General features: G+C 77.4%; 17 protein-coding genes. 4 read left to right on the top strand and 13 right to left on the bottom strand.

Going from position 1 to position 13,218, the window contains the following annotated elements; translation table 11 throughout:
* Positions 1-57 precede the first annotated feature (57 nt).
* The 3 genes from ACI79B_RS15410 to ACI79B_RS15400 form a co-directional block, all read right to left on the bottom strand.
* On the bottom strand, positions 58-993 hold the full coding sequence (locus tag ACI79B_RS15410) for an anti-sigma factor RsbA family regulatory protein (protein ID WP_456928822.1): 936 nt from the start codon (positions 991-993) through the stop codon (positions 58-60).
* Complete coding sequence (locus ACI79B_RS15405; protein WP_456928821.1) at positions 990-1,826, bottom strand: MEDS domain-containing protein; 837 nt, start codon at positions 1,824-1,826, stop codon at positions 990-992. Before ACI79B_RS15405 ends, ACI79B_RS15410 begins: the two co-directional genes overlap by 4 nt.
* 122 nt (positions 1,827-1,948) lie before the next feature.
* Positions 1,949-2,782 carry a hypothetical protein gene (locus tag ACI79B_RS15400; protein WP_456928820.1) on the bottom strand — a complete coding sequence of 278 codons (834 nt, stop codon included), beginning with the start codon at positions 2,780-2,782 and terminating at the stop codon, positions 1,949-1,951.
* A 201-nt stretch (positions 2,783-2,983) separates the two neighbouring features.
* On the opposite strand from ACI79B_RS15400, the gene ACI79B_RS15395 reads away from it, so the two are divergent.
* Together ACI79B_RS15395 and ACI79B_RS15390 are read left to right on the top strand one after the other, a co-directional pair.
* Positions 2,984-4,156, top strand: coding sequence for a sensor histidine kinase (locus tag ACI79B_RS15395; protein WP_456928819.1), 1,173 nt, complete (start codon positions 2,984-2,986; stop codon positions 4,154-4,156).
* Positions 4,153-4,833 carry a response regulator gene (locus ACI79B_RS15390; protein WP_456928818.1) on the top strand — a complete coding sequence of 227 codons (681 nt, stop codon included), beginning with the start codon at positions 4,153-4,155 and terminating at the stop codon, positions 4,831-4,833. Before ACI79B_RS15395 ends, ACI79B_RS15390 begins: the two co-directional genes overlap by 4 nt.
* Before the next feature lie 10 nt (positions 4,834-4,843).
* Here ACI79B_RS15390 and ACI79B_RS15385 read toward each other — a convergent pair whose 3' ends face one another.
* From ACI79B_RS15385 to ACI79B_RS15355, 7 genes are all read right to left on the bottom strand, one after another.
* Positions 4,844-5,272, bottom strand: a complete 429-nt coding sequence (locus tag ACI79B_RS15385; protein ID WP_456928817.1) for an ester cyclase — start codon at positions 5,270-5,272, stop codon at positions 4,844-4,846.
* A 7-nt stretch (positions 5,273-5,279) separates the two neighbouring features.
* The gene (locus ACI79B_RS15380; RefSeq protein ID WP_456928816.1) at positions 5,280-5,531 is read right to left on the bottom strand and encodes a lipopolysaccharide assembly protein LapA domain-containing protein; all 252 of its coding nucleotides are present in this window, start codon (positions 5,529-5,531) and stop codon (positions 5,280-5,282) included.
* A gap of 76 nt (positions 5,532-5,607) precedes the next feature.
* Positions 5,608-5,826 carry a hypothetical protein gene (locus ACI79B_RS15375; protein ID WP_456928815.1) on the bottom strand — a complete coding sequence of 73 codons (219 nt, stop codon included), beginning with the start codon at positions 5,824-5,826 and terminating at the stop codon, positions 5,608-5,610.
* Positions 5,827-5,924: 98 nt separating this feature from the next.
* The gene (locus ACI79B_RS15370) at positions 5,925-6,380 is read right to left on the bottom strand and encodes an RDD family protein (protein WP_456928814.1); all 456 of its coding nucleotides are present in this window, start codon (positions 6,378-6,380) and stop codon (positions 5,925-5,927) included.
* Between the two features lie 106 nt (positions 6,381-6,486).
* On the bottom strand, positions 6,487-7,455 hold the full coding sequence (locus ACI79B_RS15365) for an NADPH:quinone oxidoreductase family protein (RefSeq protein WP_456928813.1): 969 nt from the start codon (positions 7,453-7,455) through the stop codon (positions 6,487-6,489).
* Positions 7,456-7,545: 90 nt separating this feature from the next.
* On the bottom strand, positions 7,546-8,049 hold the full coding sequence (locus ACI79B_RS15360; RefSeq protein WP_456928812.1) for a copper chaperone PCu(A)C: 504 nt from the start codon (positions 8,047-8,049) through the stop codon (positions 7,546-7,548).
* Positions 8,050-8,118: 69 nt separating this feature from the next.
* Complete coding sequence (locus ACI79B_RS15355; RefSeq protein WP_456928811.1) at positions 8,119-8,370, bottom strand: hypothetical protein; 252 nt, start codon at positions 8,368-8,370, stop codon at positions 8,119-8,121.
* Between the two features lie 93 nt (positions 8,371-8,463).
* On the opposite strand from ACI79B_RS15355, the gene ACI79B_RS15350 reads away from it, so the two are divergent.
* The gene (locus ACI79B_RS15350) at positions 8,464-9,036 is read left to right on the top strand and encodes an N-acetyltransferase family protein (RefSeq protein ID WP_456928810.1); all 573 of its coding nucleotides are present in this window, start codon (positions 8,464-8,466) and stop codon (positions 9,034-9,036) included.
* Here ACI79B_RS15350 and ACI79B_RS15345 read toward each other — a convergent pair.
* The gene (locus ACI79B_RS15345) at positions 9,011-9,886 is read right to left on the bottom strand and encodes an MIP/aquaporin family protein (protein ID WP_456928809.1); all 876 of its coding nucleotides are present in this window, start codon (positions 9,884-9,886) and stop codon (positions 9,011-9,013) included. The two genes, ACI79B_RS15350 and ACI79B_RS15345, sit on opposite strands and share 26 nt — an antisense overlap.
* Before the next feature lie 219 nt (positions 9,887-10,105).
* On the opposite strand from ACI79B_RS15345, the gene ACI79B_RS15340 reads away from it, so the two are divergent.
* The gene (locus ACI79B_RS15340; RefSeq protein WP_456928808.1) at positions 10,106-10,738 is read left to right on the top strand and encodes a hypothetical protein; all 633 of its coding nucleotides are present in this window, start codon (positions 10,106-10,108) and stop codon (positions 10,736-10,738) included.
* Here ACI79B_RS15340 and ACI79B_RS15335 read toward each other — a convergent pair.
* Complete coding sequence (locus ACI79B_RS15335; RefSeq protein ID WP_456928807.1) at positions 10,699-11,904, bottom strand: homogentisate 1,2-dioxygenase; 1,206 nt, start codon at positions 11,902-11,904, stop codon at positions 10,699-10,701. The two genes, ACI79B_RS15340 and ACI79B_RS15335, sit on opposite strands and share 40 nt — an antisense overlap.
* A 52-nt stretch (positions 11,905-11,956) precedes the next feature.
* Positions 11,957-13,162, bottom strand: coding sequence for a 4-hydroxyphenylpyruvate dioxygenase (hppD, locus tag ACI79B_RS15330; RefSeq protein ID WP_456928806.1), 1,206 nt, complete (start codon positions 13,160-13,162; stop codon positions 11,957-11,959).
* Positions 13,163-13,218 lie beyond the last annotated feature (56 nt).

Here is a 13,218-nt window from a genome sequence, read left to right as displayed (position 1 = left end):
GCCCGCCGGGACCCCTCGGCGCCGCCGGGTCAGGGCCGCCGGGTCGGGGCCGCCGGGTCAGGAGCGGAAGAACAGCCGGACCGTGGTGCCGGCCGGCCCGGTGCGGACGGCGGCGTCGTCGGCCAGGCTCCACGCCAGCCACATCCCCCGCGCGCCGCCGGCGGGGTCGGGGGGCACGTAGCCGAGCGTCTCGTCGGCCAGGCCCGGCCCGCCGTCGGCCACCTCGACCACGAACGCGTCGCCGTCGGTCCAGGTCGACAGCTCCGCGAAGGGCGCGGCGCGCAGCGCGTTGACCAGCAGCTCGTGGGCGGCCAGGACGACGTCGCCCAGCCGCGCGCGCCGGCCGGCCGGCAGCAGCACGCTCAGCGCGCGGCGGCCCTGCGCCGGCGACGTCACGGGGAGGACGGCGGCGGCCGCGGGCCGCCGGGTCCAGGCCGGCTGCACCGCGCGGAGGAAGCCGGCCGGGTCCTCGTACGCCGGCTGGGGCACCGGGGCGGCGCCGTCCCAGGTCATCGGGTGGGTGCGCGCGACCGCCGCGAGGACGTCGGCGGGCAGCCGCTGGGCGTCGTGCAGGCACAGGCTGTAGTACGGCATCGTGTCGTAGCAGCGGTTGGCCACCGCCTCGAAGCGGCTCCACTGCCGCCCGTCCTCGCGGGCCAGCCACACCGGCTCGGCGGCCAGCCGCCAGCGCGGCGCCTCGGCGCGGAGGGCGCGCAGGTCGCGGTCGTAGGCCTGCAGCGTGCCGTGGCCGCCGCGCCACCAGGTCTCGGCGGCGGCGAAGACCGCCAGCCGGCCGAGGTCGGTCCCCAGCTGCCCGGCGAGCAGGCCGCGCACCCGCTCCCCGGCGACCACGAGCACCGGCTCGTCGCGGCGGAAGCCCTCGAGGAGGAAGGGCACCACCCGCTCGACCACCTCGGCGTCGGAGGAGAACACGAACCCCTCGTGGGCGAGGCCGGTGCCGTCCCAGTCACCGGTCGGGCGCAGCCAGGTCACGGCTGCTCCGGGAGGAGGCCGAACAGCTCCAGGCAGCGGCGCACGTTCCGGCGTGCCCCCACCGGCCGCAGCTCGATCCCGCGGGCGGCCAGCTCCCGCGCCGCGCCGGCCAGGGCCCGGGCGCCCGCGACGTCGAGGAAGTCGAGGTCCGCGAGGTCGAGCACCAGCTCGCCGGGGGTGTCGCCGGCGACGTCGACCAGGGCGGTCGCGACGTGTGCGGCCTCGGTGAGGTCCACCTCGCCGTGCAGCGACAGCCGGGGGCCGCGGCCGGAGAGGTGCGCCAGCGGCAGCCGGTCGCCGAGGTGCTGCAGCGGGTGGAGCACGGCGACCGGCCCGAGGGCCTCCACGCCCACCGATGCGTCGTAGAGGCACAGCGCGGTCATCGGGACCGCGCCCATGAGCTCGTCGGCGAGCTGCTCGTAGGCGTGCAGCAGGCGGCGGCCGGGCCGCCCGCCGCGGATCAGCTCGGTGACGTCCGCGGCCACCCGCAGGCCGGTGCGCCCCGCGGCGAGCGCCGCCCGCGTCGCCGCGCGGTAGTGCTCCACCTGCCCGGCCGGGGTGAGGCCGCCCGCGGAGGTGTAGCTGTCGCCGGTGGTCTGCAGGTCCAGCCGGCCGTCGGCGAGCAGCTCGTCCCGGTGCGGCAGCCCCGACACGGCGGCGAGCAGGGCCGACCGCGAGGGGCCGACCACGACCAGTTGCTCGTCGCGCCGGCGGCCCTCCTCGAGGAAGGGCACGACCGCCGCGGCCAGGTCGGCGCCGTCGCGGAAGGACCAGCAGGCGTGGTCCCCCGGCCGGAGTCCGGTCGGGGTGTCCAGACCCTGGAGGGCGGTCACCCCCGCGACGCTACCGACCGGGGACCCCGCTGTCAGGTCCCGGACGGATCCGTTCCGCGGCGGACACGACGGCGCCCCTCCGGCCGTCGACCGGAGGGGCGCCGTCCCGCGGGCGCCCGGGCTCACCGCGTGGGCACCGGGGGCTCCTCCCGCCCCGGGAGCCGGACCGGGACCACCGGCCGGGGTGTCGTCCAGTCCCGCTGCGGCTGCCGGTACACGCCCGCCCCGTCCTGCGGCCGCCGGGCGGCCCGGATGAACAGCCGCGCCCCGCCGGCGGTGAGCAGCGCGCCGACGACCAGGGCCGCCCACCCGATGCCGCCCAGCACGGGCGCCTCCGCGCCGATCCGGGCCTCGACGTCCACTCCCGGCGAGCCGTCGGCGTTCATCACCACGAACACCCAGTCGCCGCCGGCCGGGTCCCAGGTCACCGCCTGGGTGCCGGTCCCGGAGGCCTGCGCGGTCCAGAGGTCCTGCCCGGCGGGGGGCTCCGCCGGTGCGCCTCCCGGCAGCGGGTCGCCACCGGTCGCGGGCCCGTCGAAGCCCAGCCCGCCGACGACGGTCCGGGCGACGCCGTCGAGGTACCGCTCGGCGTCGTCCGCGGGGGCGATCCCCACGAAGACGTCGGCGGCGCCGGTCGCGGTCACCTCGAGGCGGGCGTCGCCCAGGGACTCCGGCAGCGGCAGCCAGTCCGGCGCGGCGGCCAGGTCGACGCGGTCGCTCACCAGGGCGGAGCCGTCGGAGCGGAACCCCTCCCACGGGGAGACGACGAAGCCGTCGGACCGCTCGTGGGCGTGCGCCCAGACGACGGTGCCGCCCCCGGCGGCCAGGGCGAGGCCGGGGACCAGGAGGAGGGCGCCGGCGACGCCGGCGCCGACGCGCCGGGCCCGGGTGGTCCTGCGGACGGGAGCGTGCCGGTCCCGCGGGGCCGGCCGGCCGGGTGCGCGCTGGGTGTCCATGACGTCCCTCGTTCGCTGTCGGGGGGCCTGCTGTGTGCGGGACGAGCGTCGGCCCGGCGCCGGGGTGCGCACGAGCCCCGCGCGGGGGCGGTCCCGCTCCCGCGGGGGTGGTCCTCCCGGCGGCGCACCTCCCTCGCGCGAGGGACCCGCACGACTCCCGCGGGTCTCCCGCCCGGGCACCCGCCGGCGGGACGATGGGAGGTGTCGTCGTCGACCGCCGTGCCCCGGTCCGGGGCGCACGTCCGCCGCCCGTGGGCCGGCACCCGCACGGACGCGGTGCTCGCCGGCTGCGTGGCCGTCGTCGCGGTCGGCCTCGCCCTCGCCGTGCCGGCCGAGCCGCCGTACCAGCCGCCGGACGCGCTCACGCTGGCCGCCGCGGCCGCCGGCCCGCTGGCGCTGCTGTGGCGCCAGACGGCACCGCTGGCGTCCATGATCGGGACCGCCCTGGCCATCGTGGCGACGTCGGCCGCCGGCTCGCCGATCGACGTCCTGGCCTGGCCGGCGTGGTTCGCCCTGTTCAGCTGCTTCGCCGTCGGCGGCACCCGGCTCCGCGTGGCCGCCACCGTCGTCGCGGGGCTGGGCGTCGCCGGCTACGTGGCCCTCGACCGCGGCGATCCCCTGGACGCGCTGCCCTCGATCGCGCTGAGCTTCCTCGTCGCCACCGTCGCCGGGGTCCTCAGCAGCCGGATGGCCCGGGCGGTGGCCGCCGGGGCGTCGCGGGAGGCGGAGAGCCGCCGCCGGGCGCTGGCGGCCGAGCGTCTGCTCGCCGAGGAGCGCGGCCGGCTGGCCCGCGAGCTGCACGACTCGCTGGGACACACGGTCAACGTGGTGGTCCTGCAGGCCGGGGTCGGGCGCCGGGTGTTCGCCGCCAACCCGGCCTACGCGCAGGAGGCGCTGGCGTCCATCGAGTCGGCCGGGCGGTCGGCCCTCGACGAGCTCGGCCGGCTGCTCCGGGTGCTCGGGCCCGACGGCGGCGGGGCCCCGGAGCCGTCCGCGCCGACGCCCGCCGACCTGGCGGCGATGGCCGAGCGGGTCCGCGCGACCGGCCGCGAGGTGGAGCTGCGCGCCGACGGCGCCGAACTGCCCGCGGGGACCGCCCGGGCGGTGTACCGCATCGTGCAGGAGGCGCTGACCAACGCCGTCCGTCACACGCCGGGTGGCCGGATCCGGGTGGAGGTGCGGCGCACCGGCCCGCAGGTCCTGGTCGAGGTCCTCAACGAGTGCGAGCCGGCGGCCGCCCCGGTGCCCGGGCACGGGCTGGTCAACATGCGGGAGCGGGCGCGGCTGGCGGGCGGCGAGCTCGAGGCCGGGCCGGTGGACGGCGGCTTCCGCGTGCGCGCGGTGCTGCCCGTGGCCGCGGAGGTGCCGTCGTGATCCGGGTGCTGCTGGCCGACGACGACGTCCTCGTGCGCAGCGGGCTGCGGGCGCTGCTCGACGCCGAGGAGGACCTCACCGTCGTCGGCGAGGCGGCCGACGGCCGGGAGGCGGTCGAGCGGGCCCGCACGCTGCACCCGGACGTGGTGCTCATGGACGTCCGCATGCCGCGGCTGGACGGCGTCGCGGCGACCCGGGAGATCACCTCGTGGCCGCGGCGGCCCCGGGTGCTCGTCCTGACCACCTTCGACCTCGACGAGGTGGTCGACGACGCCCTGGAGGCCGGCGCCGACGGCTTCCTCCTCAAGCGGGCGACGCCCGAGCAGCTCGTCGACGGCATCCGCACGGTCGCCACGGGTGACGCCCTCGTCGCGCCGGCCGTCACCCGGCGGCTGCTCGCCGCGTACGCCGGCCGGCGCGCGCCCGACCGGGAACGGCTGCGGCTGGCCGCGCAGCTGACCGGGCGGGAGGCGGAGGTGCTGCGCGCCATGGCCGACGGGCTGTCCAACGCCGAGATCGCGCGCCGGGTGTGGCTGTCGCCGGAGACGGTCAAGACGCACGTGAAGGCGATCCTGGCCAAGCTCGGCGTCCGCGACCGCACGCAGGCCGTCGTGTGGGCCTACCGGACGGGGTTCGTCGACCCGTCGGCGGCCGGGGTGCGGCCCGAGGGCCCCTGACCCGCGCCCCTCAGGCGGGTGCGGCCAGCCGGACGGCGTCGACGGCGACCAGGGCGCCGAGCTCGTCGGCGACCATCCAGATGTCGGCGATCCGGCCGCCGTCGAGGGTGAGGACGTCGACCACCCGCAGCCACAGGTCCCGCCCGGTGGGCGGCAGCGGGCCGGCCGCGGTCTGCAGCGGCCCGACGTGCCGACCGCCCATCCGGAAGGCGAGCGCGACCCGGTCGCCGTCCTCGACCACGGCGACGACCTGCCGCTCCACCCGTTCGAAGGTCCCCTGCACCGCCCGGGCGCGGGCGACGAGGTCGGCGGCGGTCAGCGGCCGGCCGTTGACCGTGACGGGGTCGGTGTAGACGGCGCGGAACGCCTCCTCCGCGGCGGGTCCCCCGGGCAGCGGCTCGGTCCACAGCCGCAGCAGCCGGTCGACGTCGAAGGCCATCGGTCCGTCACCGCCGGGAGCGCAGGATCATCCCCAGGAGAACGCCGATCAGCAGCACGATCGTGAGGATCAGCCACAGCGGCGCCGAGACGTCGACGGTGAACAGGTCGACGGTGACCCGGTCGCGGTTCTGCACGATGAACGCGACCGTCACGACGGCGAGGACCAGCGCGAGGACCTGCCCCGACCGGATCCGGCGCCGGGCCGGCCGGGTCGACGGGGCCGCGGGCGGGGTGCTGGCGGGTGACGTCTTGGCCATGGGGTCCTCCGCCGGTCGGGAGTCGCACGGACGAGGCCGGACGCGCCACCGTCCCGCCGAGGCGGCGGGCGACGCCTCACCCCGGACGGACGAGGCAGGACCGGCCGGGAGCGGCGCCCGACGACCGGCGACCGGACGGCGGCGCGCGACCGCGCGACCTCCGCCCGGCGGCCGGGGACAGGCCGGCGACGAACACCAGCGAGCCGTCGAGGTGGCTGACCGAGCGGTACTGCTCCCGCACCGGGTCGGGGTTCACCGCCTCCGACGCGGAGATCGCGAGCAGCGCCGGGCCCACCAGCCCGGCCAGGCGCCGGGACCGTTCGTCGGCCGCGGCGTCGGCCGGACGGCGCCCGGCCCGGGCCCGGGCCGGGCGCCGCGTCCTCCCCGCCCGGGTCAGGTCCGGACGACGAGGGTGTGCGCGGCCATGTCCCCGAGCCGCTGCCGGCGGGGGTTGGAGAGGGCGACGACGAAGGCCACCAGGTAGCCGAGGAGGCCGTCGACCACCCGCAGCACGGTGCGGATCGCCGCGGCGGCGTAGCCCGGCGGCGTGGCGCCGGTCCGCTCGTCGATGACCCGGATCCCGGTCGCCATCTTGCCCAGCGTCTGCCCGAGCCCGCCCTCCATGAGGACGAAGTAGGCGGCGGCCACGAGGACGTACAGCAGGGTGGCCCACGGCGGGGCGTCGGACACCCACTCCCAGGGGCCCACCTGCTCGATCGAGTCGGTGCCGGCGGCGAGCAGGGTGTAGGCGCCGCCGATGACCACGCCGTCGATCAGCGTGGCGACGACGCGGCGGCCGGTGACGTGGACGTCGGTGGTCGCGGCGTACGGGGGGTGGAGCGCCGTCATGGCTGCCTCCTGCGGGGTGCGGGACGGACCGCCCCAGCCTCGCGGGGCGGCCCGGCCCGGCCCCACGCCCGGACGGCCCGGGCGCGCGGGGCCCTTCGGCCCCGGGTCAGTCCCGCACGCGCAGCAGGACCTTGCCGGTGGCGCGGCGCTCGTCGAGCTCGGTGACCGCGGCCGCGGCGTCGGCGAGGTCGTGCACCGTGCCGAGCACCGGCTGGAGGCGGCCCTGCTCGAGCAGCGGCAGCAGGTCGGCCCACTGGTCGCGCACGAAGCCGGGGTCGCCCGTCCAGAACGCGCCCCAGCCGACGCCGACCACCGAGACGTTGTTGAGGAGCAGCCGGTTGACCTTGACCGTGGGGATCTCGCCGCCGGTGAAGCCGAGCACCAGCAGCCGGCCCTCGCGGCCGAGGCTGCGCAGCGAGTCGGTGAACCGGTCCCCGCCGACCGGGTCGGCGACGACGTCGACGCCGCGGCCGCCGGTGAGCTCCTTGACCCGCTCGCGGAACCCGTCGGCGAGCACGACCTCGTCGGCGCCGGCGGCGCGGGCCACCTCGCCCTTGGCCTCGCTGGACACCACCGCGAGCACCCGCGCGCCGTAGGCCTTGGCGAGCTGCACGCCCGCCGTCCCCAGCCCGCCGGCGGCGCCGTGCACGAGCACCGTCTCGCCCTCGCGCAGCTGCCCGCGCCGGCGCAGCGCGAAGTGCATGGTCAGGTAGTTCATCGGCAGCGCGGCGCCCTGCTCGAAGGAGACCGCGTCGGGCAGCGGGAAGACGAAGCCCGGGTCGGCCGCGGCCACCTCGGCGAAGCCGCCGAAGCCGGGGAAGGCGGCCACCCTCTGGCCGGCGGTGAGCCCGCTGCCCTCCGGGGCGCTGCGCACCACGCCGGCCACCTCGCTGCCGGGCACGAACGGCACCGGCGGCTTGAGCTGGTACTCGCCGCGGCTGAGCAGCACCTCGGGGAAGGTCACGCCGGCGACGTGCACGTCGATCACGACCTTGCCGTCGGCGTCGGGCTCGGGGACGTCGGCGACGGAGATGGCCGAGGGGCCGTCGAGGCGGGTGATCTGCGCGGCGCGCACGGGTCCTCCTGGGGGCTCGGGAGACGGTGCGGCGAGTGTGTCAGAGCACGCCCGCGGCCCCACCGGCCGCGGCGGGTGCCCCCGCGGTCCCTACGTGCCCGCCGTCCCGACGGGCACGTCGAGCTGCACCTGCCCGGCCTCCTGGAAGGCGAACGTGACCTGCACGGTGTCCGTGGTGGTGATGTCGGCGGTCACGTCGTCGAGCTGCATCCGCGCCTGGCCCTGCGTGGCGTCGACCGAACCGTCGGCGGGCAGGTCGATGCCGTCGGGACTGCTGTCGCCCTGCTCGTCGAGGAGCGCGACCGACCCGGCCGAAGGCGTGCTCACCGAGACCAGCCGGTCGTCGGTGTCCCCGTCGTTGGTCAGCGCGCCGCGCAGGGCGACCGAGTCGCCCGCCGCGATCGTCGCGTCGGCGTCGAGGTACACGTCGCTCAACGCGACCTGCCCGACCGAGCCGTCGACGCCCGGGGTGTCCGGCACCTCCTGGGTGGTCTCCGCGTCCTGCCCCGTGCCGCACGCGGCCGCGAGGAGGACGAGGACCGCCGCGCCGGTCGCCGTCCCGAGGGGTGTGCGTGCTCCGGTCCGCTGCTCCACGGTCTCCTCCAGACGTCGGGGCGGAGCGTCGCCGTGCTCCCTGCTGCCGGTCGCGCGCCGGGTCCGGGCTCAGGCGCCGGGGGTGGCCTGCAGGTCCTCCCGCCGCCGGACGCGCACCGCGCGGAACGGCCGCCCGTGCGCCGGCTCCTCGACCCAGTCGACGGTGACCACCTGCCCGGCGCGCAGCACGCCGCCGGCCGGGTCGACGGCGGCAGCGTCGGCCCAGCAGTCGCCCGCCAGGCCGGGTACCTCGACGACGGCGCCACGCGCCTGCTCGTCCCAGCGGACCACGGTGCCGGTGGACGTCCCCCTGCGCGTCATGCAGCGAGGGTGCGGGCCGCGGCGCCCCGTGGCAACGACGTGCTCCCGCGCACATCCCGGACGCCCGGGGCCCCGGCGGGCGTTGCACGTTCCATGAGCACCCCGAGCACGACCACCGAGCGGGCCCCCGGCACGGCCGGCCCGCTGACGGAGGCCGTCCTCGCCGACGGCACGCCCGCCCTGATCTGGCCGCTGCTGGACACCGACGGCGAGGCGCTGCGGGCCGGGTACGCCGAGCTCTCGCGCGAGTCGCGCCGCTCCCGCTTCCTCACCGACCTGCCCGAGCTCTCCGACTCCCTGCTGCGGCTGCTGGTCGACGGCGTGGACGGCGTCGACCACGTCGCCGTCGTCCTCACCGCCTTCCCGGCCGAGGGCGGTGCGCGCCCGGTGGGCGTGGCCCGGCTGGTGCGCTGGCCGGGCGAGCCGGGGACGGCGGACGTCGCGGTCACCGTGCTCGACGCCTGGCAGGGCCGCGGCGTGGGCCGGGCGCTGCTGGACGCCGTGCTCGCCCGCCGGCCCCGCGACGTCGTCCGGCTGCGCACCAGCGTGGCCGCGCACAACCGCTCCTCGCTGGGGATGCTGCGCCGGGCCGGGTCGATGACCGTGCGGCACGCAGGCGGCGGCGAGCTCACCGTCGAGGTCACCGACCTGCCCCCGGTCCCCTGACTCCCGGTGCGCTGACCCCGGGTGCGCCGGCGGCGGGCGCCCGCCGGTCCTCGCCCAGCACGCCCTGGGCCGCGAGCCGCCCGCTGCGCCCTCCCCCGGCGCCGCGCAGCACGACCGCGATGCCCACGGCGACCACCGCGCCGGTGGCGGGCCCGAGCAGGTAGGCCCACCACGCCGTCCAGTCGCCGAGGACGAGGGCCGGGCCCAGCGACCGGGCGGGGTTCATGGAGGCGCCGCTCACCGGTGAGCCCCACAGCCCGGCCAGGGCGATGTAGCTGCCGACGCCGACCGCCGCGATCGGCCCCAGGTTCTGCGGCCCCGAGGACACGCCGAGGATCACGCTGACCAGCCCGACGGTGAGGACGACCTCCCACAGCATCGCCGTGGTGACCCAGATCCCCGGGCCGGGCAGGGTGAGCCCGGCGCTGCCCTGCCGGCCGACCAGGGCCCACAGCAGCAGGGTCGCGAGGACGGCGCCGAGGAACTGGGCGACGACGTAGGCGGGCACCCGCCGGAACGGGAAGTCGCCGCGCAGCGCGAACGCGATGCTCACCGCCGGGTTCAGGTGCGCCCCCGAGACGCAGCCCATGGACAGGATGACCGCCGTGACCATGAGCGCCGGGGCGACGACCAGCGCGCCGTAGGGCACGGCCGACCCGCCGAAACGGGCGTTCACCATCCCCCCGCCGACGGCCACGAGCACCAGCAGGAAGGTGCCGAACAGCTCGGCGAACAGGCGCCGTCCCTCCTGGCGGCGGTCCCAGAAGTCGAACTCGTCGAGCATCGAGTCGGGCGTGCCCATGGCGCGCAGCAGGCGCCGCTCCGGGGGTGCCGTCGTGCCGCCGGCCATCGCCCACCTCCGTGCACCGGTCCGACGACGACCGTGGCCGCCCACGCGCCCGCGGACACCGTCCGCGCGGGACGATCCTGCGGCCGCGACTCATCCGGTCCGGGCGACGTGCGGGCGGGCGCACCGGACGAGGCTGCGCCTGCCGGGACGCCCGTCCCGGCGGCGCGCCGCGCCCCCGCGCGCGGCCGTCGCCGCCCGTCGACCGAACAGGTGGTGGCCATGACGACGACCGACCGTCCCGTCGTCCCCGACGGGCTCCCCCGGCTCCGTGCGGGGTGGCACGCGTCGCCGGAGCAGGGCGCGTGCCTCATGGAGTACGTCTCGGTGCTCGCCGGGGCCTCCTTCGACGACCACCCCCGCTGCACCGACCCCACGCTGGCCGCGCTGGCCCGGCTGGTGAACGACGCCTCCACCGATGACGGGCGGCCGCTGCTCGCCGCCTTCGCCCCGGCGCTGGCCGGCACCGCGCGGTTCCGGGACGCCCGCCGCACCGCCGCCGTCGTCCACGCCGCGGTGCGGGCCGCCGCCGCCGCGGCGGAGCACCCGGCCGTGCTGCGCCGGCAGCTGGCCCGCGCCGGGCGCCGGTGCGCCCGGGTCGCCGGTACCGGGCCGTGGGCCGACCTCGCCCGGCGGCTGGACCCGCTGTACCGGCAGGGGCCGGGGCGGCACCTCCTGGAGGCGGCGGTCGCCGCGCTGCGGGACCTGCCCGGACCGCGGCGGGACGCCGCCCTGCGGGCGACGCTGGGCGCGGCGATCGCGGCCGCCCGCGCCCCGGTCGCCGGCGGGCGGCAGGCGCCGGTTCAGGTGCTGGTTCAGGTGCCGGGGCCCCGGCCCGACCAGGTCCAGGCGTAGCGGCCGTCGTCGGAGGCGGTGCCGGCCTCGCCCAGCTCGAGCGGGCGGAACGTGTCGACCATGACCGCCAGCTCGTCGAAGCGCTCCGCGCCGAGCGACCGCTCGACCGCGCCCGGCTGCGGGCCGTGGGAGTGCCCGCCCGGGTGCAGGCTGACCGACCCCCTGCCGATCCCGGAGCCCCGGCGCGCCTCGTAGTCGCCGTCGACGTAGAACATGACCTCGTCGGAGTCGACGTTGGAGTGGTGGTAGGGCACCGGCACGGCCAGCGGGTGGTAGTCGACCTTCCGCGGCACGAAGTTGCAGACGACGAAGTTGGTGCCCTCGAACACCTGGTGCACCGGCGGCGGCTGGTGCACCCGGCCGGTGATCGGCTCGAAGTCGGCGACGTTGAACGCGTAGGGGTAGAGACAGCCGTCCCAGCCGACGACGTCGAAGGGGTGCTCCGGCGTCACGTGGACGGTGCCGGCCAGCCCGCCGGGCCCGGGGCCGCGGTGCTTGACGTACACCTCGACGTCGGTGCCCTCCGCCAGCAGCGGCACGTCCGGGCCGCGCAGGTCGCGCTCGCAGTAGGGCGCGTGCTCGAGGAACTGCCCGTACCGGGACAGGTACCGCCGGGGCGGCGCGATGTGGGAGTTGGCCTCGATCGCGTAGGTGCGCAGCGGCTCGTCGCCGGTGGGCACCCAGCGGTGGGTGGTGGACCGGGGGACGACCACGTAGTCGCCGGGGCCGGCCTGCAGCGCGCCGAACACCGTCTCCACGGTGGCGGTGCCGCGCTCGACGAACACGCACTCGTCACCGACCGCGTTGCGGTAGCAGGGGCTGGGCAGCGACGAGACCGCGTAGGAGATGCGGACGTCGGCGTTGCCCAGCACCAGCCGCCGGCCGGTGACCGGGTCGACCCCCTTGTGCTCCTCGCCGGGGAACAGGTCGTGCAGCCGGAGGTGCCGCGGCACCAGCGGCGCGTTCGGCGTCAGCGTCTGGTCGGGCAGCTCCCAGGGGCGGGCGTCGACCAGCGCCGAGGGCAGGCCGCGGTGGTAGAGCAGCGAGGAGTCGCTGGAGAAGCCCTCCTCCCCCATCAGCTCCTCGGCGTACAGGCCGCCGTCGGGACGCCGGAACTGCGTGTGCCGCTTGGGCGGGACCTCGCCCACCCGCCGGTAGTACGCCACCGTCACTCCTCTCCCGGGGCGGCGGGGACGGCCGTCTCCGCCGCCGCGACGTTCAGAAGTTGCCGCGCTTCTCCTGCTCGCGCTCGATGGCCTCGAAGAGTGCCTTGAAGTTGCCCTTGCCGAAGCCGAGCGAGCCGTGCCGCTCGATGAGCTCGAAGAACACCGTCGGCCGGTCGCCGGTGGGCGTGGTGAAGATCTGCAGCAGGTAGCCGTCCTCGTCGCGGTCGACGAGGATCCCGCGGGCCTGCAGCTCCTCGATCGGCACGCGCACCTCGCCGATGCGGGCGCGCAGCTGCGGGTCCTCGTAGTAGGAGTCCGGCGTCGCGAGGAACTCCACGCCCTCGGCGCGCATCGCGTCGACGGTGGCGACGATGTCGTTGGTGGCCAGCGCGACGTGCTGGGCGCCGGGGCCGCGGTAGAACTCGAGGAACTCGTCGATCTGCGACTTCTTCTTGCCCACCGCCGGCTCGTTGAGCGGGAACTTCACCCGGTGGTTGCCGTTGGCGACGACCTTGCTCATCAGGGCGGAGTAGTCGGTGGCGATGTCGTCGCCGATGAACTCCGCCATGTTGGTGAAGCCCATGACCCGGTTGTAGAAGTCGACCCAGCGGTCCATGGCGCCGAGCTCGACGTTGCCGACGACGTGGTCGACCGCCTGGAACAGCCGCTTCGGGCGCCCCGGCCGCGGCCGGTGGGACGACGTCCGGGCGACGTAGCCGGGCAGGTGGGGGCCGGTGTAGCGGGAGCGGTCGACGAGGGTGTGCACGGTGTCGCCGTAGGCGCCGATGGTGGCCAGCCGGACGGTGCCGTGCTCGTCGGTGAGGTCGTGCGGCTCGGCGACGACGGTCGCGCCCTGGGCGCGGGCGTGGGCGACGCACCGGTCGACGTCGGGCACGGCGAGGGCGATGTCGACGATGCCGTCGCCGTGCGCGCGGTGGTGGTCGGCGCGGGGGCTGGCGGGGTCGTAGGCGCCGGTGACGACGAAGCGGGCGGCGCCGGAGCGCAGCACGTAGGCGCGGTGGTCGCGGTTGCCGGTCTCGGGGCCGGAGTAGGCGACCAGCTCCATGCCGAAGGCGGACTGGAGGAAGTGCGCGCTCTGCACGGCGTTGCCGACGACCCACACCAGCGCGTCCCAGCCCGTGACCGGGAACGGGTCGGCCGACTCGTCGTACTGCACCAGGCCGACCAGCTGCTCCAGCTGCCGCAGGTCGAGGCCGGCCAGGCGCTCCTCGTCGTTGAGGGTCTGCTCGATCGACACGGGAGGCCTCCTCTGCGCGGGGACGTGGGGGAAGCCCACTGCGGGAGGCCGTCCTG

The organism is Geodermatophilus sp. SYSU D00879 (genome assembly GCF_054050375.1).
Note: the sequence above shows the minus strand (reverse complement) of the source record. Positions and strands in the feature narration are given on the sequence as shown.

What these genes read in the sequence shown, in the direction of transcription:
- ACI79B_RS15400 (WP_456928820.1), bottom strand. Translation starts at nt 2,782, where the DNA reads ATGGACACCCAGCGCGCACCCGGCCGGCCGGCCCCGCGGGACCGGCAC.
- ACI79B_RS15385 (WP_456928817.1), bottom strand. Translation starts at nt 5,272, where the DNA reads ATGGCCTTCGACGTCGACCGGCTGCTGCGGCTGTGGACCGAGCCGCTG.
- ACI79B_RS15380 (WP_456928816.1), bottom strand. Translation starts at nt 5,531, where the DNA reads ATGGCCAAGACGTCACCCGCCAGCACCCCGCCCGCGGCCCCGTCGACC.
- ACI79B_RS15370 (WP_456928814.1), bottom strand. Translation starts at nt 6,380, where the DNA reads ATGACGGCGCTCCACCCCCCGTACGCCGCGACCACCGACGTCCACGTC.
- ACI79B_RS15355 (WP_456928811.1), bottom strand. Translation starts at nt 8,370, where the DNA reads ATGACGCGCAGGGGGACGTCCACCGGCACCGTGGTCCGCTGGGACGAG.
- ACI79B_RS15350 (WP_456928810.1), top strand. Translation starts at nt 8,464, where the DNA reads ATGAGCACCCCGAGCACGACCACCGAGCGGGCCCCCGGCACGGCCGGC.
- ACI79B_RS15345 (WP_456928809.1), bottom strand. Translation starts at nt 9,886, where the DNA reads ATGGCCGGCGGCACGACGGCACCCCCGGAGCGGCGCCTGCTGCGCGCC.
- ACI79B_RS15340 (WP_456928808.1), top strand. Translation starts at nt 10,106, where the DNA reads ATGACGACGACCGACCGTCCCGTCGTCCCCGACGGGCTCCCCCGGCTC.